The sequence below is a fragment of the Pseudomonas sp. NPDC087614 genome, from assembly GCF_044743485.1.
GTDB classification, from domain to species: domain Bacteria; phylum Pseudomonadota; class Gammaproteobacteria; order Pseudomonadales; family Pseudomonadaceae; genus Aquipseudomonas; species Aquipseudomonas baetica_A.
The window spans coordinates 38,073-57,237 of record NZ_JBIUWN010000002.1 but is presented as its reverse complement, the minus strand read 5'-3'; the positions used below and the strand labels follow the sequence as shown (position 1 = coordinate 57,237).

Annotated in this window: 20 protein-coding genes; 3 read left to right on the top strand and 17 right to left on the bottom strand. The window is 60.0% G+C overall.

Annotated elements, in window-relative coordinates; genetic code table 11:
- Nucleotides 1–48 precede the first annotated feature (48 nt).
- From ACIOWA_RS01110 to ACIOWA_RS01095, 4 genes are all read right to left on the bottom strand, one after another.
- Entirely contained in the window at nt 49–687 is a 639-nt protein-coding gene (locus tag ACIOWA_RS01110; protein ID WP_401157761.1) for a LysE family translocator, read from the bottom strand.
- 168 nt (nt 688–855) lie between these two features.
- Nucleotides 856–1,572, bottom strand: a complete 717-nt coding sequence (locus ACIOWA_RS01105; protein ID WP_401157759.1) for a hypothetical protein — start codon at nt 1,570–1,572, stop codon at nt 856–858.
- Nucleotides 1,573–1,609: 37 nt separating this feature from the next.
- A complete protein-coding gene (locus tag ACIOWA_RS01100; protein ID WP_339465989.1) occupies nt 1,610–2,326 on the bottom strand; it encodes a hypothetical protein in 717 nt (238 codons plus the stop codon).
- Between the two features lie 194 nt (nt 2,327–2,520).
- Nucleotides 2,521–3,795 (bottom strand): hypothetical protein, encoded by a 1,275-nt coding sequence (locus tag ACIOWA_RS01095; RefSeq protein WP_401157757.1) that lies wholly within the window; start codon nt 3,793–3,795, stop codon nt 2,521–2,523.
- 219 nt (nt 3,796–4,014) lie between these two features.
- On the opposite strand from ACIOWA_RS01095, the gene ACIOWA_RS01090 reads away from it, so the two are divergent.
- Nucleotides 4,015–4,611, top strand: a complete 597-nt coding sequence (locus tag ACIOWA_RS01090; RefSeq protein WP_401157755.1) for a hypothetical protein — start codon at nt 4,015–4,017, stop codon at nt 4,609–4,611.
- Between the two features lie 46 nt (nt 4,612–4,657).
- Here the strand turns inward: ACIOWA_RS01090 and yiaY are convergent, their stop codons facing one another.
- Nucleotides 4,658–5,806: an L-threonine dehydrogenase gene (gene yiaY, locus ACIOWA_RS01085; RefSeq protein ID WP_401157753.1), complete on the bottom strand. Its 1,149-nt coding sequence runs from the start codon at nt 5,804–5,806 to the stop codon at nt 4,658–4,660.
- Nucleotides 5,807–5,960: 154 nt separating this feature from the next.
- On the opposite strand from yiaY, the gene ACIOWA_RS01080 reads away from it, so the two are divergent.
- Nucleotides 5,961–6,980, top strand: coding sequence for a DUF4917 family protein (locus ACIOWA_RS01080; RefSeq protein WP_339430696.1), 1,020 nt, complete (start codon nt 5,961–5,963; stop codon nt 6,978–6,980).
- A gap of 60 nt (nt 6,981–7,040) precedes the next feature.
- On the opposite strand, the gene ACIOWA_RS01075 is transcribed toward ACIOWA_RS01080, so the two are convergent.
- The 7 genes from ACIOWA_RS01075 to ACIOWA_RS01045 form a co-directional block, all read right to left on the bottom strand.
- Nucleotides 7,041–7,385 (bottom strand): YegP family protein, encoded by a 345-nt coding sequence (locus ACIOWA_RS01075; RefSeq protein ID WP_339493671.1) that lies wholly within the window; start codon nt 7,383–7,385, stop codon nt 7,041–7,043.
- Nucleotides 7,386–7,551: 166 nt separating this feature from the next.
- The gene (locus ACIOWA_RS01070; protein ID WP_339430694.1) at nt 7,552–7,857 is read right to left on the bottom strand and encodes a ribbon-helix-helix domain-containing protein; all 306 of its coding nucleotides are present in this window, start codon (nt 7,855–7,857) and stop codon (nt 7,552–7,554) included.
- Between the two features lie 13 nt (nt 7,858–7,870).
- Nucleotides 7,871–8,452: a DJ-1/PfpI family protein gene (locus ACIOWA_RS01065; protein WP_401157750.1), complete on the bottom strand. Its 582-nt coding sequence runs from the start codon at nt 8,450–8,452 to the stop codon at nt 7,871–7,873.
- Nucleotides 8,453–8,718: 266 nt separating this feature from the next.
- Nucleotides 8,719–9,933 (bottom strand): SAM-dependent methyltransferase, encoded by a 1,215-nt coding sequence (locus ACIOWA_RS01060; RefSeq protein ID WP_339465984.1) that lies wholly within the window; start codon nt 9,931–9,933, stop codon nt 8,719–8,721.
- A gap of 139 nt (nt 9,934–10,072) precedes the next feature.
- The gene (locus ACIOWA_RS01055; RefSeq protein WP_339430691.1) at nt 10,073–10,690 is read right to left on the bottom strand and encodes a hypothetical protein; all 618 of its coding nucleotides are present in this window, start codon (nt 10,688–10,690) and stop codon (nt 10,073–10,075) included.
- Between the two features lie 33 nt (nt 10,691–10,723).
- Nucleotides 10,724–11,476: a TPM domain-containing protein gene (locus ACIOWA_RS01050; protein WP_401157748.1), complete on the bottom strand. Its 753-nt coding sequence runs from the start codon at nt 11,474–11,476 to the stop codon at nt 10,724–10,726.
- Nucleotides 11,477–11,489: 13 nt separating this feature from the next.
- Nucleotides 11,490–12,098 (bottom strand): LemA family protein, encoded by a 609-nt coding sequence (locus ACIOWA_RS01045; RefSeq protein WP_401133237.1) that lies wholly within the window; start codon nt 12,096–12,098, stop codon nt 11,490–11,492.
- 260 nt (nt 12,099–12,358) lie between these two features.
- Here ACIOWA_RS01045 and bglX point away from each other — a divergent pair, with 260 nt between their 5' ends.
- The gene (gene bglX / locus ACIOWA_RS01040) at nt 12,359–14,650 is read left to right on the top strand and encodes a beta-glucosidase BglX (protein ID WP_401157746.1); all 2,292 of its coding nucleotides are present in this window, start codon (nt 12,359–12,361) and stop codon (nt 14,648–14,650) included.
- Nucleotides 14,651–14,804: 154 nt separating this feature from the next.
- On the opposite strand, the gene ACIOWA_RS01035 is transcribed toward bglX, so the two are convergent.
- The 5 genes from ACIOWA_RS01035 to ACIOWA_RS01015 form a co-directional block, all read right to left on the bottom strand.
- Complete coding sequence (locus ACIOWA_RS01035; protein ID WP_339465980.1) at nt 14,805–15,962, bottom strand: phosphatidylserine/phosphatidylglycerophosphate/cardiolipin synthase family protein; 1,158 nt, start codon at nt 15,960–15,962, stop codon at nt 14,805–14,807.
- 1 nt (nt 15,963) lies between these two features.
- The gene (locus tag ACIOWA_RS01030) at nt 15,964–16,554 is read right to left on the bottom strand and encodes a YceI family protein (protein WP_401157744.1); all 591 of its coding nucleotides are present in this window, start codon (nt 16,552–16,554) and stop codon (nt 15,964–15,966) included.
- A 202-nt stretch (nt 16,555–16,756) separates the two neighbouring features.
- Nucleotides 16,757–17,053, bottom strand: coding sequence for an amidase (locus ACIOWA_RS01025; protein WP_401157742.1), 297 nt, complete (start codon nt 17,051–17,053; stop codon nt 16,757–16,759).
- Entirely contained in the window at nt 17,050–18,129 is a 1,080-nt protein-coding gene (locus tag ACIOWA_RS01020) for a serine hydrolase domain-containing protein (RefSeq protein ID WP_401157740.1), read from the bottom strand. The genes ACIOWA_RS01025 and ACIOWA_RS01020 overlap by 4 nt, the downstream gene beginning before the upstream one ends.
- A 152-nt stretch (nt 18,130–18,281) precedes the next feature.
- Entirely contained in the window at nt 18,282–19,160 is an 879-nt protein-coding gene (locus ACIOWA_RS01015; protein WP_401157738.1) for an acyl-CoA dehydrogenase, read from the bottom strand.
- Nucleotides 19,161–19,165: the final 5 nt, after the last annotated feature.

The window sequence follows — 19,165 nt, the reverse complement described above, 5'->3', positions numbered from 1 at the left end:
TTTATCAACCATCCCTGACCTTGTGAGTGCTCATCCCTGCAAACAAAATCAAGCCCTGTCCGGCATCAGCCCTGGCAGTGCATGCACCAGCGCATTGATGGCGAACCCCATGAACATCACGCCACACAAACGGGTGATCAGCCGCTCATGCCGTTGATACAGCGCGCGCACCCGCTGCGCGCCGACAACGCCGGTGAGGATAGCGTAAGCCGACAACCCGCCCAGAAAGCTCAAGGCGATCAGCGCCGGCAGCATCGTCCAGTTGAGCAATTCGGCGCGGCTGGATAACAGCGCGGTAAATGTCGCCACCGCGACCGGGTAAGCCTTGGGGTTGGTCAGGCCGAACACAATGCCGTGCCAGAACGGCCTGCGCGCCGCGCCTTGCGGTTCGTCATCGTTGCGGCGCTGGGCACGCACCGCCCGCCAACCGAGCCAGAACAGATACACCCCGCTGAGCACGCCGAGCACATCAAATGCGGTGCTGCCGATTTCTCGGGCGCCAACAATCGCGATCAACGCCGTGCTGCACCAAACCACATCCCCGAGCAGATGACCACACAGAAACCCTGCCCCCGCTCTGCGCCCATGCGCCGCGCCGATGCCGAACACCGCCAGCACACCAGGCCCCGGCGTGATGCCATAAATGAAACCCGAGGCCAGTACGGCCATTAACAACGATGGGGTCATGGAACACCTGCACATGACGACGCAAATGACGGCCAGTCTATATCAGCTCAACGCGTCGGGTCAGGACTCGTCGTAGAAACGCATGCCGACATGCAGATTCGGCATATCGCGGTCTGCCCCCTAGCTGCGGCTGGGCTCATTGACGGATTGAGGCCTGTGAGCATCGGTTCAGTAACCTCTGAGGTCTTCAGGCACGACGTATTGTTGGCCGTCGTAGGTCAGGGTGATTCGGGTTTTCTTCAGGTTGGTGTTTTTTGAAACGCACTGTTTTCCCGATTGGGTGTTTTTCATTTTGGTGCCGCTGGTGGTGACGATCAGATCGGCGAAACCGTAGTGACTTGATGAACCGACCTCGATGGTTCTGCGGATCTTCCTGGCGTAACCCTCGCAATCACTCATGAATTCGCCATTGTTCTTGTAGATCACCAAACCTTCCAGCACCGGGCGCAAGGTATTGCCCTCGCGCACATACAGCGCCAGATCGGTTTTCTCGTAGGGAATGGCGCGGGAACTGTGGACGAACTTCGAACGCAGGCCAAAAGCACGGACATCCGGCGCCAGTCGGTAGCGGCCTGTGTCGACACGCAGATCATCAAACCGCACGGCATCGGAGTTGTACGCGCCCGGTTTACGGTAAGTGGCGACGGGTTTGGCATTGCTGGCGTTGACGATCGCCAGATCCAGATCGAACACCCCGGCATCGTCGCCACCGGCATCAGCAAGGTAGGTGGACTTGACCGCGATCGCCTGACTCGGGAAGGCCGGCCAGACGATGCAGCGTGACAGTGATTGGCCGTCGAAAGCGTTTGTGGTGCAGGCGGCTTGGGCTTGGGCAGTGACAGCCAGAAAACCGAGGGCGATAAGGAGTCTGGTGGGGGTAGGCATGGTTCTTCCTTGATAAAAATCGTTGTTGGCAGGCTGGCTACAGACCTTTGAAACCTGGCGGCAGGACGTAAGACTTTCCGTCATAACGCAAGGTTGTCAAAACCGGTTTGTAGACGGTGGTTTTATCTTCACACGCGTCCCCTTCACCTTCGCTTTTCGTGCCTGTTTGCTGGGTTTTGACGATCAAGTCTGCGTAACCGTGGGAGCTCGTTTTAGCGATATCGATAGTTCTTGAGATCTCGAAGCGCTCCCCAGCGCAGTTGTCATCCCACTCGCCGCCGTACTCATAAACCACCAACTGACGCAGGACTGGGCGCAATTTTTCGCCCTCCCTGACGTAAAGCGAGAGCTGGCTTTCATCCATCGGATTGAGGCGAGAACCATTGGTGAGTCGTGCACGTAGACCAAATGCGCGAAGGTCGGGGGCGAGTTTGTAGCGCGCCGTATCCAGTGTCAGCTCGCGCAAGCTGGCGCCATCCATCACGAAAGCAGTGGCCTGGTGGTAAGTCGCAACCGGCTTCGGTTGCGCGTCTTTCAGCACCGACAGGTCCAGATCATGGGTGCTGAGCGCGCCAGCGGCGGCAGGCGTGAACCGGGTTTTGGCGCTGATGGTCAGTCCCGGGTAAGCCGGCCAGTCCTTGCAGACTGACAAATCCTCGTCACCCATTACCGGCGCCGGCGTGCAATCGGCAAACACCTGCCCCGCCATCAGCCACCCACACAGCGCCACACCGCCGATCAATCCAGACTTCATTGTCACATCCCGCTCCTCGATAGCTTTTCAGCCGCGCACTATCCCCTCCTGAACGAACGGTTTCAACCGAGTGAATGCTAAATGGCCAGTCGCTGATTCGGTCCCGACACACCAGTGGAGCTAGCCGGTGCCACGCAATGCACTGTCATCGCGAGACCGCTCATCCCCCCAAGAAACCGTGTTTCAACGCCCTATCAACTGTGGGTCAGCAATCGGATCAACTGTGCGGATTCGTTCTTTGTTCCCAGCACCACGACCGAAGCGTCTTGCAAGCAGGCATCGCGGGCGATCCAGTCGATCTCGGCCGTGCCCTCGAGATCAAACGACTCGTCCACCGCCCCGTCCTTCAGGAAGCCCCCCGTCAACAGATTGCGATGCCCACCCGAGGTCTGACCCACGGTGACTATGCGCTGATCCGCAGAATCACCCACTGCAAACCCAGCAACCCAGCTCTTGAGTTCCTGTGGTTGCGTCGAAGCGCTAAGAACCGGCGCGCCGCCATTGAACGACGGATCAATTTCGCCGCCGTGGGTGATACCGGTCATGAACGCATGTTGACGTTTCTCCCCGCCAGCCGCCTCGACAGCGGCGCCGATCAAGAGTAAGCGCTGTGCCGACTGCTCTACGATGCCGTTCACCGAGCTTTCCAGCGGCGTGCCTTCATTGCGAATGTTCAACAACAACGTACCGTCATTGCCGAATGACTTCGCAACCTGTCCGGCATTGTCGAACGCCATGATCCACCCCTGATGGGTGACTTCTGTCTTGCCATAAACCAGTATCAGCCCACTGTTCAGTTGCGTGACGCCTTGCAACTGGATGGCGACGCCGGGGTGCGTGATGTAGATCCAGCCGTTGGCATTAAACGCGGTGTCATCGCTGCCATCGAGGAAAAAGCGCGCAAGCAGCGCGCCCCCCTGTTTCGACGTGGCAAAAAGCAACCTGTCGTGCGCCGCCGCTTTTTGGTCCGATTGCGCCAATTCAAGGCTTGCGGCCACCGCACCGAAGAGAGAAGGAACGCGCATGGGAACAATTTTGTAACCGCTCTGACCGTCACCGAACTCAAGATCAGGCGAACCGTCCGGCAGAAAGCGCGCAATGATTTGCTCGTAATCGACAGACGTCCCTTTGATGAGTCCGCACACCCAGATCCCGCCGCTTGCATCGATGCTGAGTGTCCCGCCGTGTGAGGGCACATCACGCCTGTATTGCCCCACGACATAGCCGGCCTGGCCAAAAGTCGGATCAAGATGACCATCGGCGAGCAGACGCGCCAAGCCATAACACACATTGCCCGATGCATCGGTGACGGTCGCACAAACCATCATCTGACCGGTGGGCGTTGTCGCGACACCCTGACCGACGGTCTTGCGTGCACCTGGGAATTGCAGCGTTTGCAACCCTGCATTTGCAAAGGAACGATCGATTTCACCGGCTGACTGCGCTTCACGTGCGTTAGTTCGTGACATGTTCGTAGGCTCCTTACGAGATCGGGTTTGATCCGTTTCCCGGGCCATTCGATCCGAGTCAACCACAGACCACAACTGATAGAAATGACAGTCTTTTAGAAGAAATCGCAATTATTCATCGAACAAAAAAACCTAAAGAACTGTTACTTCTTACAGGTTCTCCATCAAAAGAACCGTGCCAACCTCTCGCTTCACTCCACCCGGCAACGAGAGCACATCATGAGCACTTCGCCCCACTCCAACATTGAGTCCGTACCTGCCCCCGTCATCACCGACCCTGCCGCAGACACCAAAACGGGCCCGGCAACACTCTTACTGGGCGTCGGTGTACCTATGGCTTTTGTCGAAGTGTGGGACATCGAAAACACACAGTTGCACGGAAAAGGCCCCGTCAATGCAAACGGCCGATGGGCCTTTAGTTTCAGTGGCGATCTTGCGCAGGGACCACACCGTATTCACGCCCGCCAAACGTTCGACGACGAAACATCCCCATGGACTGACGTTCGTTTGTTTAATGTCCTCCTGCAACCGGATGTCGCTGCACCTGCGATTGGCACGCCGCAGGAAGGAGAACAGACGGATAACGCTGCGGTTCTATCAGGCGATGTACGACAGCCCGGTGGCATCGTGGACATTATTGACCTCGACGCCAACCTGTGGATTGCCTCGGCAACGGTGGAGGGTGACCTGAGTTGGCGAACACAGGCATCGATGTCGGCAGGCCCCCATCGGATTTCGGCCATTCACCGCGTGGCGGGCAAGGTTTCCGATTGGGCGCGTATCCGGACATTTACGGTCTCGCCAAAGGGTACATAAACCAGGCGAACAATCCATTCAAGGCTGTTCGCCCAATCCGCGCACTTCAAAACGCGTTGCGGAAAATCTCCTCGATCTGGCGCTGATCCGCCGCCCGTGGGTTGGTCAGGCCGCACGCGTCTTTCAGAGCATTGGTGGCCAGGATCGGGATGTCCGTGAGTTTGGCGCCCAGTTCACGCAAACCACCGGGGATCTCGACGTCGCCGGCCAGACAACGGATCGCGTTGATCGCCGCCTGAGCGCCCTCTTCAGGGCTGAAACCGCGAACATCGGCCCCCATGGCCTGCGCCACATCGGTCAAACGTTCAGCACACACCAACGCGTTAAACGTCTGCACATGGGGCAGCAATACGGCGTTACACACGCCATGGGGCAAGTCGTAAAAACCGCCCAACTGGTGCGCCATCGCATGCACGAAGCCGAGCGAAGCGTTGTTGAACGCCATGCCCGCGAGGAACTGCGCATACGCCATGTTCTCCCGCGCGGTGAGGTCGCTGCCATCGCGCACGGCCAGGCGCAGATTGTTGCTGATCAGGGTCATGGCCTTCAGCGCGCAGGCGTCGGTGATCGGGTTGGCGGCGGTCGACACATAGGCTTCGATGGCGTGGGTCAGCGCGTCCATGCCGGTGGCGGCGGTCAGGCTTTTCGGCATGGCGACCATCAGCGCCGGGTCGTTGACCGACAGCAGCGGCGTGACGTTGCGGTCGACGATGGCCATTTTTACGTGGCGCGATTCGTCGGTGATGATGCAGAACCGGGTCATCTCGCTGGCGGTGCCGGCGGTGGTGTTGATGGCGACCAGCGGCAGTTGCGGCTTTGTGGATTGGTCGACCCCTTCGTAGTCGCGGATCTGCCCGCCATTCGTGGCACACAAGGCGATGCCCTTGGCGCAGTCGTGGGGTGAACCACCGCCTAGCGACACCACGAAATCACAGCGGCTTTCCTTGAGCAGCCCCAGCCCTGATTCGACGTTGGCGATGCTGGGGTTCGGTTTGGCGCCGTCGAAAATCACCGAATCAATGTCCTGCATCGCCAGTTTCTCGGCGACCATCGCCGCCACGCCCGCCTTGGACAGCCCCGCGTCGGTGACGATCAGCGCCTTGCGAAAACCATAGTTGCGGATCGCGACCATGGCTTCATCCAGGCATCCGCTGCCCATGATATTTACGGCTGGAATGAAAAAAGTGCTGCTCATGCGCCTCTCCTGACTGGGGCCGAATCGACTGCTGCGATCCGGCGGACGCACACAGGATCGACTGATCGGTCACGGCGGATGTTGATCTGGCTCAATGCCCGCTCGTGATAAAGTCGCCGCCCATCAGCCCCTTTGTTTTGAGACCTCCCACGCAATGACCGATTTTCTGGATGTCGACGCCACTCTCGAAGACTGGAATGCCTTGCGCACCGCGACCGACTTCAAGGGTTTGCTGGTGGGTAACGGCGCCAGCCGCGCCGTGTGGGACGACTTCGGCTACGACTCGCTGTTCGAAAATGCCCGCACCGTGACAGAGAAACCGCTGAGCCCGTCGGAACTGGCCGTGTTCGACGCGATGCACACGCGCAGCTTCGAGCAGGTACTGGGCGCACTGAAAACCACCAGCCGGGTGAACAAGGCACTGGCCATCAGCTCAGCCGCACCGCGCAATCGCTACTACGCGATCAAGGAAGCGCTGATCAACACCGTGCACGCCGTTCATATCCCGTGGCGACGGGTTCAGGCCTCGACGCTGACCACGCTCAACGAAGAACTGGCGCGCTATCGCACGGTGTTTACCACCAATTACGACTTGCTCAACTATTGGGCGCTGCAGCACAAAAGCGAGGCCATTGACGATCTGTTCAATGGCACGAATGCAAGTTTTGATCTGAGTGAAAGTGCGACTGAAAAACCGCGCTTGCTGTATCTGCACGGTGGTCTGCACCTGGTGCGCAATCAGGACGGCACCGCGCGCAAACTGACCTCCACCGAGGGCACGCTGCTCGGCAGTTTTGCGATCAACAACACGATCAAAACCCTGGATGACGTGCCGCTGTTCGTCGCTGAAGGGCCAAGTGCCGAAAAACTCAAAACCATTCGCAGCTCGGATTATCTGTCGTTCTGTTATGCGCAGTTATTGGGGCATGGCGACAGTTTATGCATCTTCGGCCATGCCTTGAGTGAACAGGACGCTCACATTGTCCGGGCGCTGCGTTTGGCGAAACCGAACGCCGTGGCGATCTCGATTTATCCGCGCAGTGCGGCGTTCATTCAGCATCAGAAGCGGCATTACGCCAAGGTGTTTGAAGGGACTGGGGTTGAGTTGCGGTTTTTTGATGCGAAGACCCATGCGTTGGGGAGCCCCAAGCTTTCGGTACCCGTCGAGGTCTGATGTCCGCGGGCCTGACGCCTTCGCGAGCAAGCCCGCCCACCTGTTGACCTTCAGCGTTCCTTAGAGGACCGGCAGGGTCTTGTCCTTGATGGTTGTGGTTGGCCCGTTGGCCTTGACGCTGGCGATGCCTTTGGCGCAAGCGGCGTCTGAGGAGTACGACTCGCTGCTGCCGATGATCTGATGATTGGCGGCCTTGAGGTTGAAGTACGGATGCCCGTCCTTCGTCGTTTTTTTCTCGTAGCGTTCATCCAGCGGGCTGTTGGTCTGCACCGAAGCAATGCCATTGTCGGCTGCCGCGCGGGTGGTGTAGAGCTCGCTGGTGAGAATGGTTTCAGCGTTGGCGGCTTTCAGCACAAACCTGAACTGGCCGTTGCTGCTTTTACTGACTTCGTACCATCCGGACATGCTCGTTTCTCCTTGGCGGTTGAGAGGTTTCGCGCCAATGAGTAAAGACCAGCCTCAGACTTCTGTCGCCTGAACCAGCCTCTTCGCAAGCAAGCGGCTCCCACATCTGGAACGCATTCCCCGTGTGGGCGCAGGCTTGCTCGCGAATGAGGCGACTCGGCCCCGGCTATTTCACCCGCGCCCGCACCACCGACAACGGCGTCTCAGCCACCCGGCGCTGACTCAGATACCGCGTACAACTCACCCGCAAGAACGACGCAAAGTTCACCACCTCTCCGCGATAATCCATCACCTCTTCGTACAGTTTGGCGATCAACTGGTTAGTGGTCATACCGTCGACCTCGGCGATTTCGCGCAGGATGTCCCAGAACTGGTTCTCCAGGCGCAACGTCGTCACCACCCCGCAGATGCGCAATGAACGCGAGCGCGATTCGTAGAGGATCGGGTCGGCCTTGACGTAGAGCTCGCACATGGGCGAATCCTCGTTACAGGGTGATTTGGGTGCCGAGCAGACCGAGGAACCCGGCCAGCCAGTTCGGATGCGCAGGCCAGGCCGGCGCGGTGGCCAGATTGCCTTGAACGTGGCCGTCGGTCACGGGGATGTCGATGTACGTGCCGCCCGCCAGTCGGACTTCCGGCGCGCAAGCCGGATAGGCGCTGCATTCACGTCCTTTTAACACGCCCGCTGCCGCCAGCAACTGGGCACCGTGGCAAACGGCGGCGATCGGCTTGCCGGCCTTGTCGAAGGCGCGCACCAGTTCGAGGACTTTTTCGTTCAGACGCAGGTATTCCGGGGCACGACCGCCGGGAATCAGCAGCGCGTCGTAATCGCTCTCGCTGACCTTGGCGAAATCGAAATTGAGTGCGAACAGGTGACCGGGTTTTTCGCTGTAGGTCTGATCGCCTTCAAAGTCATGGATGGCGGTGCGCACGGTGTTGCCGGCAGCCTTGTCCGGGCACACGGCGTGGACGGTGTGACCGACCATTTGCAGGGCCTGGAACGGCACCATGACTTCGTAATCTTCGACGTAATCGCCGACCAGCATCAGGATCTTTTTCGCGGCCATGGGGAGGACTCCTCTGGGAAAGGGCTTGCGGGAGTATTCAAGGTAGACCTTATCGGGACGAGCAGGTAATAACCGACTACTACCGAGTTATCGTTCTTCGCGGGCAAGCCCGCACACAGATTCTGCGTCGATCACAGGTTGTGTGTGGGACGCAAATACTCTGGGGCGGGCTTGCTCGCGAAGGGGCCCTGACAACCGACAGCTTCGTTGACTGTCAGCACGCCTTCGCGAGCAAGTCGAATCGGCGCACCGCCGCTGTCACAGGATCAGAGGTAACCATCCGCGCGCAGCAGGGTTTCCAGGCAGTGCTCGCTGATGTTGTAGAACGCCTTCAATTCCTGAATCTTCACCAGCAACTGAGCCGGGTCCACCGGTTCGGCGCGTTTGACCGCCAGAATCATCTTGTTCTTGTTGGTGTGATCCAGCGAGATGAACTCGAACACCTTGGTTTCGTAACCACAGGCCTCAAGGAACAGCGCACGCAGACTGTCGGTGACCATCTCCGCTTGCTGCCCCAGGTGCAAACCGTATTGCAGCATTGGCTTGAGCAGCGCCGGGCTCTGGATCTGCAAGCGGATCTGTTTGTGGCAGCACGGCGAGCACATGATGATTGAGGCGCCCGAACGGATGCCCGTGTGGATGGCGTAATCGGTGGCGATGTCGCAGGCATGCAGGGCGATCATCACGTCCAGCTCGCTCGGCGCGACGCTGCGCACATCACCGCATTTGAATACCAGCCCCGGGTGATCCAGCTTTGCCGCAGCGCTATTGCACAGGTTGACCATATCTTCACGCAACTCGACGCCGGTGACTTCGCCCTCGGCCTTCAAGGTGTTGCGCAAGTAGTCGTGAATCGCAAACGTCAGGTAACCCTTGCCCGAACCGAAATCCGCGACCCGCACCGGTTTGTCCAGCGCCAGCGGTGACGAGGTCAGGGCATGGCTGAACACTTCGATGAACTTGTTGATCTGCTTCCACTTGCGCGACATGGCCGGGATCAGCTCATGCTGCGCGTTGGTTACGCCCAGATCCTTGAGGAACGGACGGCTCAGCTCCAGAAAGCGGTTTTTCTCACGGTTGTGCTCAGCGGACGGAGCCTCACGCAATTGCTGAGGTTTGCTCCTGAAGAGCGAAGGCTTGCCCTTTTTGCTGTATTCGAGCTGTGCTTCGTCAGTCAACGCCAGCAAATGCGCATTTTTGAACGAGGCCGGCACCAGCGCGGCGATCATCGCTACGCCTTCCAGCAACGGCAGGTTCTTGGTGATGTCGCGGGTCTTGTAGCGATAAACAAAGGACAGGTTAGGCTGCGCCTTGACCGTCACTGGTTTGATGATGACCCGTTGCAGATCCGCCTCTTCGCCGACGTACTTGGCCAGCACCAGTTTGATGAAGCCGTTCTGTTCGAGGCTGGTTTGCAGCAGCTCGATGAACTGGGCGTGGTGATCCGGCGCAGATGGCGCGGTGGGGGCGGTGACGGACATGAACAAGCGGCCTCGGACGGGGCGAATCGGGAATGGCGGGTATTTTAGGGGGGATGCGGGTTGGGGACACGCTCTTATTTACCGAACGGCATAAACTGCGCCGGCCCCCTCACCACAGGGCACTGCTGCGCCCAGAGATTTAACCCAACACCACCAACCGATTCGGCAATTCATTGCGTACCTGCGTCACCGGCACATGCACTTTGAGCAATTCGCCACACGCCTCGATGCAGGTGACAAACCCTTGCAGCGTGCGCCCCTGCCGCACCTGCTCGGTAAACGCCGCGACAATGGCATCCCAGCTTTTATTGTCCAGTCGCCGGGAAATCCCCTCATCCACCAGAATCTCCACGTACCGCTCAGCCTCGCAGACAAAAATCAGCATTCCGGTGCTGCCCACCGTGTGATGCAGGTTCTGTTCGAGAAACTGCCGACGCGCCAGATTCGAGGCGCGCCAGTGACGCACCCGGCGAGGCACCAGATGAGTGGTGATCTTGGGCAAGCGAAACAACAGGCACAGCACAATGAAAATGCCCCACTGCACCAGCAGCAGACTGCGCATGGTGAGCCAGCCGGTCAGGTAATGCACAACGCCTGGTACCACCAGCGCCAGCAGGCTGGCCCACAGCAACGGGATGTACGCGTAATCGTCGGCGCGGGCGGCCAGCACGGTCACCAGTTCCGCATCGGTGTCGCGCTCGACGCGGGCGATCGCCTCGGCGACTTTGCGTTGTTCGTGTTCAGTCAGTAATGCCATGTCAAAGAGTGCCTGCTCATTATTGTTGTGTGCTCACCAGCCGCCCGACGAACCACCGCCGCCGAAACTGCCCCCGCCGCCGCTAAAGCCCCCGCCTCCACTGCCGCCGCCAAAACCTCCACCGCCAAAGCCACCGCCACCACCGGAGCCGCCACGGCCGGCGGGAAGGATACCGAGCATCTGGCAGACAAACACCGTCAGGATGAACAACATCACTAAAAACACGAACAACGTCGGGTGCCGAGAGATGAAATCATCGGAAGGATCACCGCCGGGTTCATACACCGTTGACGGTTCGTCCAGCGGATTGCCCCCCAGCACCACCAGCATCGCCGCCACGCCGTCGCTGATGCCCTTGCTGAAGTGGCCGGTCTTGAACGCGGGGGTGATGACTTGATGGATGATCACCGACGTCTGCGCATCGGTCAGCCGGTCCTCCAGGCCATAACCGACTTCAATGCGCAATTTGCGCTCGTCCCGGGCGACGATAAGCAATGCGCCGTTGTTTTTGTCTTTCTGGCCGATGCCCCAGTGCCGGCCCAGTTGCACGCCAAAATCTTCGATGGTGGTGCCTTGCAGATCCGGCAGCGTCACCACGACCAATTGCTCGCCGGTCGCCTGTTCGTGCGCCTGCAACTGCTGGCTCAGTTGCGCACGCACTGACGGCTCGATCATCTGCGCGTCATCCACCACCCGCCCGCTCAGCGCCGGGAACGTCAACTCGGCCCGGGCGCTGACGGCGAACAGCCACAGCATCAGCACCAGGCCCATTTTCAACACACGCATGGGCAACCTCGGATCAGAACTTCACTTCGGGCGCCTTTTCTGCACCGGGGGTGGTGGCTTCAAAGGTTTCGCGGATCGGCAGGTCGCTGTACATCACGCTGTGCCAGAGGCGTCCCGGGAAGGTGCGGATTTCAGTGTTGTATTTCTGCACCGCCAGAATGAAATCGCGCCGCGCCACGGAGATACGGTTTTCCGTGCCCTCAAGCTGCGACTGCAGGGCCAGAAAGTTCTGGTTGGCCTTCAGGTCCGGATAACGCTCAGAGACCACCATCAAACGGCTCAACGCGCCGCTCAGTTGATCCTGTGCCTGTTGGAACTGCTTGAGCTTTTGCGGGTTGTCGAGGGTGCTGGCATCCACCTGGATCGACGTCGCCTTGGCCCGCGCCTCGATCACGGCGGTCAGGGTCGCCTCTTCATGCTTGGCGTAGCCTTTCACCGTTTCGACCAGATTGGGGATCAGGTCGGCGCGGCGCTGGTACTGGTTCTGCACTTGGCTCCAGGCCGCTTTGGCCTGCTCGTCGAGGGTCGGGATGTTGTTGATGCCGCACGCGGTCAATAGCGTGGCCAGCACCAGCAATGTGGCGACCTGCAGACGCGAGCGGTTGATTGGGCTGACATTCATCAAAGTGATGCTCCTTGGCACATTTCATTAAAAACCGTCGGCGAAAACTTCGGGACCGGCTCTTGGGGCATAATCGGCCTCGTCACTGGAATGCGACGGGCGAATGGGCTAAAAAGTGCCCTGCGCGTTCACGCTACCGAGTGTCGGCTGTGGTTTTTTGGCTCGGTATTTTTGAGCCGGCACCCGAACAACAATAGTCGCTCCCAACATTTTGGCTGGCCGGCATTGCATTGCCGCTTGGGCCCTTGAGAAAAACATTCATGAAGAAGCTGTGTTTGCTGGGTCTGCTCGTCAGCCTGGCCAGTCATCACGTATTGGCCGCCACGACCCCGGCGCCCCTGGAAAACAAGGACGCGTTCATCAGCCACCTGATGAGCCAAATGACCCTCGAAGAGAAGATCGGCCAGTTGCGCCTGATCAGCATCGGCCCGCAAATGCCCCGCGAACTGATCCGCAAGGAAATCGCCGCGGGCAACATCGGCGGCACGTTCAACTCCATCACTCGCCCGGAAAACCGGCCGATGCAGGACGCGGCCATGCGCAGCCGTCTGAAGATTCCGATGTTTTTTGCGTACGACGTGATCCACGGTCACCGTACGATTTTCCCGATTCCGCTGGCCCTGGCGTCGAGCTGGGACATGGACGCCATCGGCCTGTCCGGACGCGTGGCGGCCAAAGAAGCGGCGGCCGACAGCCTCGACATCACCTTCGCGCCGATGGTCGACATCTCCCGCGATCCGCGTTGGGGCCGCAGCTCCGAAGGTTTCGGTGAGGACACCTACCTGACCTCGCGCATCGCCAAAGTCATGGTCAAGGCTTATCAGGGCCAGTCCCCGAGCGCCGCCGACAGCATCATGGCCAGCGTCAAGCACTTTGCCCTGTACGGCGCGGTCGAGGGTGGTCGTGACTACAACACCGTGGACATGAGCCCGGTGAAGATGTACCAGGATTACCTGCCACCGTACCGCGCCGCGATTGATGCCGGCGCCGGCGGCGTGATGGTCGCGTTGAATTCGATCAACGGCATTCCGGCCACCGCCAACACCTGGCTGATGAACGATTTGCTACGCAAGGACTGGGGCTTCAAAGGCCTGGCGGTCAGCGACCACGGTGCGATCTTCGAGCTGATCAAGCACGGCGTGGCCCGCGACGGTCGTGAAGCGGCGAAGCTGGCGATCAAGGCCGGCATCGACATGAGCATGAACGACACCCTGTACGGCAAAGAGCTGCCGGGCCTGCTCAAGTCCGGCGAGATCGAACAGAAAGACATCGACAATGCCGTGCGCGAAGTGCTCGCGGCCAAGTACGACATGGGCTTGTTCAAGGACCCGTACCTGCGCATCGGCAAGGCTGAAGACGATCCGGCCGACACCTATGCCGAAAGTCGCATGCACCGTCGCGAGGCCCGTGAAGTGGCGCGTCGCAGCCTGGTGCTGCTGAAAAACCAGAACGAAACCCTGCCGCTGAAGAAAACCGCGAAAATCGCGCTGGTCGGTCCATTGGCCAAGGCGCCGATCGACATGATGGGCAGTTGGGCGGCGGCCGGTAAGCCGGCGCAATCGGTGACCCTGTTCGACGGCATGAGCAACGTGATCGGCGACAAGTCGAACCTGATCTACGCCCGTGGCGCCAACATCACCAGCAACAAGAAGGTCCTCGACTACCTGAACTTCCTCAACTTCGATGCACCGGAAGTGGTCGATGATCCACGCCCGGCCAGTGTGCTGATCGACGAAGCGGTGAAAGCCGCCAAAGACGCTGACGTGGTCGTTGCGGCAGTGGGCGAATCCCGCGGCATGTCACACGAATCCTCCAGCCGCACCAACCTGAACATCCCGCAAACTCAGCGTGAGTTGATCCGAGCCCTGAAAGCGACCGGCAAACCGCTGGTACTGGTGCTGATGAACGGCCGTCCGCTGACCATCCTTGAGGAAAAGGAATCGGCCGACGCCATTCTGGAAACCTGGTTCAGCGGCACCGAGGGCGGCAACGCCATCGCCGATGTGCTGTTCGGTGACTACAACCCGTCGGGCAAACTGCCGGTGACCTTCCCGCGCTCCGTCGGGCAGATTCCCACCTACTACAACCACCTGAGCATTGGCCGGCCGTTCACGCCGGGCAAACCGGGCAACTACACCTCGCAATATTTCGATGACATCACCGGCCCACTGTTCCCGTTCGGCTATGGCCTGAGCTACACCGGTTTCAGCCTGAACGACATGGCGCTGTCATCGACCACCCTGAACGCCACCGGCAAGCTCGACGCCAGTGTCACGGTGAAAAACACCGGCAAGCGCGACGGCGAAACCGTGGTGCAGTTGTACATTCAGGACGTCACCGGTTCGATGATCCGCCCGGTGAAGGAACTGAAGAACTTCCAGAAAATCATGCTCAAGGCCGGCGAACAGAAAGTCGTGCACTTCACCATCACCGAGGATGACCTGAAGTTCTACAACGCTCAGCTCAAGTACGCGGCAGAGCCCGGCAAATTCAACGTGCAGATCGGTCTTGATTCGCAGGACGTGACGCAGCAGAGCTTCGAATTGCTGTAACTATTGAGGCCACACACGCCTGTGTGAGAGGGGCCTTTGTGGGAGGGGGCTTGCTCCCGAATGCGGTGTATCAGCCAAATAAATGCTGAATGACATGCCGCCTTCGGGAACAAGCCCCCTCCCACATTGGAATCCACTGGTTTCGGAGCTGGCGTTAACCGCGCCTGTCCAGCAGGTTGACCACCAACCGATCCACCCACCCCCACACCCGCTGCTTGACCCTGCGCCACAACGGCCGACGCTGCCACTCCTCCAGACTCACCCGCTGACTCAAGCCGAAGTCCTTCTCGAAACTCGCCCGCACCGCCGCCGTCAACGACGGATCGAGTGCCTCCAGGTTCGCCTCCAGATTGAAACGCAGGTTCCAGTGATCGAAGTTGCACGAGCCGATGCTCACCCACTCGTCCACCAGCACCATTTTCAGGTGCAGGAAACACGGCTGGTATTCGAAGATCTGCACCCCGGCCTTGAGCAGGCGCGGGTAGTAGCGATGCCCGGCGTAGCGCACGGACGGGTGATCGGTGCGTGGGCCGGTCAGCAGTAAACGCACATCGACACCACGAGCGGCGGCCTTGCGCAGGGAGCGGCGGATTTTCCAGGTCGGCAGAAAATACGGCGTGGCCATCCAGATGCGTTTCTGCCCACTGTTCAGGGCGCGGAACAGCGACTGCAGAATGTCGCGATGCTGGCGGGCGTCAGCGTAAGCCACACGGCCCATGCCCTCGCCTTTATCCGGCACACGGGGTAACCGCGGCAGGCCAAAATGCGCGGCCGGGCGCCAGGCGCGACGATAGCGGTTGGCGATCCATTGCCGGTCGAACAGCAATTGCCAGTCGATGACCAATGGACCGCTGATTTGCACCATCACCTCATGCCATTCGCTGGTGGCATGGCCTGGGGTCCAGAACTCGTCGGTGACGCCGGTGCCGCCGACCACTGCCGAACATCGATCAACCAGCAGCAGCTTGCGATGATCACGATAGAAATTGCCAACCCAGCGCCGCCAGCTCAAACGATTGTAAAAACGCAGTTCGACCCCGGCCTGGATCAGGCGCTGGCGCAGAGAATGGGTAAACGCGAGGCTGCCGTAATCGTCGAACAGACATCGCACACGCACGCCGCGCTCGGCCGCCAGCACCAGCGCTTGAACGATGGTTTCGGCACAGGCGCCCGCCTCGACCAGATACAGCTCAAGTTCGATCTGTTCTTTGGCCTGGGCAATGTTCTGGAGCATGCGCGCAAAGAATTGCGGGCCGTCGATCAACAACTCGAAGTGGTTGCCGTCACGCCACGGAAACACTGCGCCGCGCATGTCAGCGCGCCGTGAAGATCAGCACCGCACCCACCGGCACCGACAGGCTGATGGCCGACAGACCGGCCAGTTTGCGCAAGCTTTCAATCCCCGGAGCGAGATCGAAATCCTCGGCATTGATCACCAGCGGCTCCAGCGTCACCACTTGGAAACGGCGGTCATCCAGACGTGTGGCGAGCAACTCGGCCGGATATTCATGTTGCTTGCCGTGCAGGTTGACGGTCAGCGGCAAACGTAATTCAAGCTGAGCGCCAGGGGCCAGATCGTTGATCGGGCGCAGGTCGATCCGGGTGGTGATGGTCGCCGCGGGAAACTGCTCGATCTGGAACAGCTCCTTGCGCATACGCTCGTCACGCAGGGGGATGCCGCTGTTGATCGAATCCAGCTCGACTTCGACTTCGGCGCGACCATTGGGGTCGACTTTGCCGTGCAACACCAGAAAGCGCTGCACTTCGGCAAGGCTGGCGTTTTTCGTGCTGACGAACGACAGCCGCGACGACTCGCCATCCAGGTACCAATTGGCCTGCGCTGGCAGCGCAGCGGCGGCCAATAACAGGCTGGACAGGGCTGCAAACAGGGAACGGTTGAACATTAAAGACTCGTGGGGCCAATAAACCTGAGCCGAACATTAACCGCCCGTGGCGTTATTGCAAACTTTCAATCCCCGCCAGTCCATTGACTGGAAAAGTTCCCGTGGGCGGGCTTGCTCGCGAAAGCGCCGGCACAGGCAACATTTGTGGTGACTGACACACAGCCTTCGCGAGCGAGCCCGCTCCCACAGGGGGACGAGCACATCAAGGATTGAGGCGGCAGCCTTGGCGTTCGCCCAACCACCGGGCACTGTTGCTGCGCCCCATGCCGCTGACGGTGATGGTCTTGCTGGCGGGCTCATCGGTGAAACGGCTGGTCGGCAGCCACTGTTTCACATAGCCCCGGCAGTATTCGGCCTCGTTGTTCATCACGTAGCGACACGAACAATATTCCTTGGCGGTGTAGGCACTGATGATGTCGGGAAAGGCCCACAGGTTTTCGCGTTCATATCCGACCCAGCCCAACAGCATGACCGACAGCACCAGCAAGAAGCGCTTCATGGCTGCACCGCCTTCAGCACGCGTTTGATCAATTCGTTGTGGCGATAGCGGCCGTCGCGATCATCGGCGTAGCGCACGATCACCAGGTTTTCGCTGGGGATGACGTACAAGGCCTGGCCCCAATGGCCGAGGGCGGCAAAGGTGTCGGGCGGTGCGTCGGGCCACGGCGATGGCGCGCCGTCCGCCGGGCGATTAAGCCACCAGTGGCCGCCGGGGACGGCTTCGTCCTGATGGGCCTTGTAGCCGGCGAAGGGTTTGAGGTTGAAGGCGAGCCAATCCCTGGGCAGCAATTGCCGATCAGCCCAGCGCCCGTCGCGGGCCATCAACAGACCGACCCGCGCCAGATCCCGTGCGGTCAGGTAGGCATAAGACGAGGCGACAAACGTACCGCTGGCATCGCGTTCCCACACGGCATGGCGGATGCCCAACGGGTCGAACAGGGCCGTCCACGGATAGTCCGGATAACGCGGCGGACCGACAATGGTTTTCAGCGCGGCCGACAACAGATTGCTGTCACCGCTGGAATAACGGAACGCCTGTCCCGGTGCCGCAAAGCGGTCATGATTCGCCGTGAACGCTGCCATGTCGCGATGACCACGGGTATAAAGCATCGCCACCACCGAGGATTTGAGCGGCGCGTATTCGTAGTCTTCCTGCCAGTCGAGGCCAGAGGCCCAGTGCAGCAGATCGGCCATTGTGATGGCGGGGTGTTTTTCCAGCGCCGGGTAAAACTTCACGGCGGGATCATCAAGCCTGAACAGGCCTTCGCCGTACGCCACACCCAGGACTGTGGCCATCAGACTTTTGCTGATCGACCAGGTCAGGTGCGGGGTGTCGGCAGTGGTCGGGCCGGCGTAGCGTTCGTAGACGATCTGGCCATCGCGGATGATCAGCAAGGCGTCGGTGCGGACACCTTGGCGAGTGGTGTCGTCGCGGGGCGGGAAAGCGTAGGCCTCCAGTTTCTCAACCGCAGGGCCTGTGAGCTGCGGGCCCGTCGGCCATTGCTCGCCGGGCCATTGCCCGGCCTGAACGGTGAAGCTGATCAGCAGCAGGAGCAGGAGCAGGCCTTTGAACATGGTGAGAGCTCTTGAAAATAACCTGCTGAGGGTAGTCGGGGTTTATGACAGATGTGTGGTGTTTTCAGGGCCTCTTCGCGAGCAAGTGTTCGAGTTCCTTCAGTTGAAATGCAATCAAACTGTGGCAGCGGGCGTGCTCGCGAAGAGGCCGGTCAGGCCTGCGCCAAAGCCTTGGCCAACCGCTTGGCCCTGGCCCCCGAAGCCAATTGCATCACGCCTTGATCACGCTGCCACATCGCCGCCCACTCGGAATGTCCCTCGCTCAACGCTAGATCGACTTCAGGCTTGAGCGCGTCAAACTGCGCAAACAACCCACCCAGCAACACATGCCCGGCCGGGGTATTGGGCGGCTGGCGACTCATTTCGGCACACCCGGCCAACAACGCCAGCAAGCGTAATTGCAGCGCTTGTGGCCAATCGCTGTCCTGCCCGACGCCATACAACCACGCGGTCATCGCACTCAACACATAGACATCTTCCAGGGTGCGGAACGGTTTGACGTAAGCATCCCAGCCATCCCCGGCGAGCAATTCGCACAGGGCGCCATCGAGGTGGAGCCGACCATGGCTGATGTCCGGCATCAACGGCAGCGCCGGCAGTTTTTCCACACGCACACCGGGTTCGCCGGGATACACCACCGCCAGGCTCAGGCGCGGCGTCTGGCCGGGTTCTTCACTGCGCGCGGCGATCAGCAGCCAGTCCGCCGCATCGCCAGCGGTGACGAAATCCTTGCGCCCGCTCAGATGCAGATCGGTCAGCCGCGTTTGCATATCCGCCGGGCGCAAACTGCGCTGTTCAGTCGCACACAACGCCCCAAGGCTCAGCGGTGCGCTGGGCCAAAGCATGCGCAACGCCGCTTGATAACCGACCAGAAACGCCAGCCCCGGCGTTGCCATCAACCGCCCTCCCGCCACCGCCAATTCGAACGGCGTGACGTTGCCCAGCGTGTGCAACAACGCCGCAAAACCTTCCGCCAGGTCAGCAACGACGGGCAATCGTTCACGGCTTTCAAGCAGATCGGGCCAAGGCATAAGAG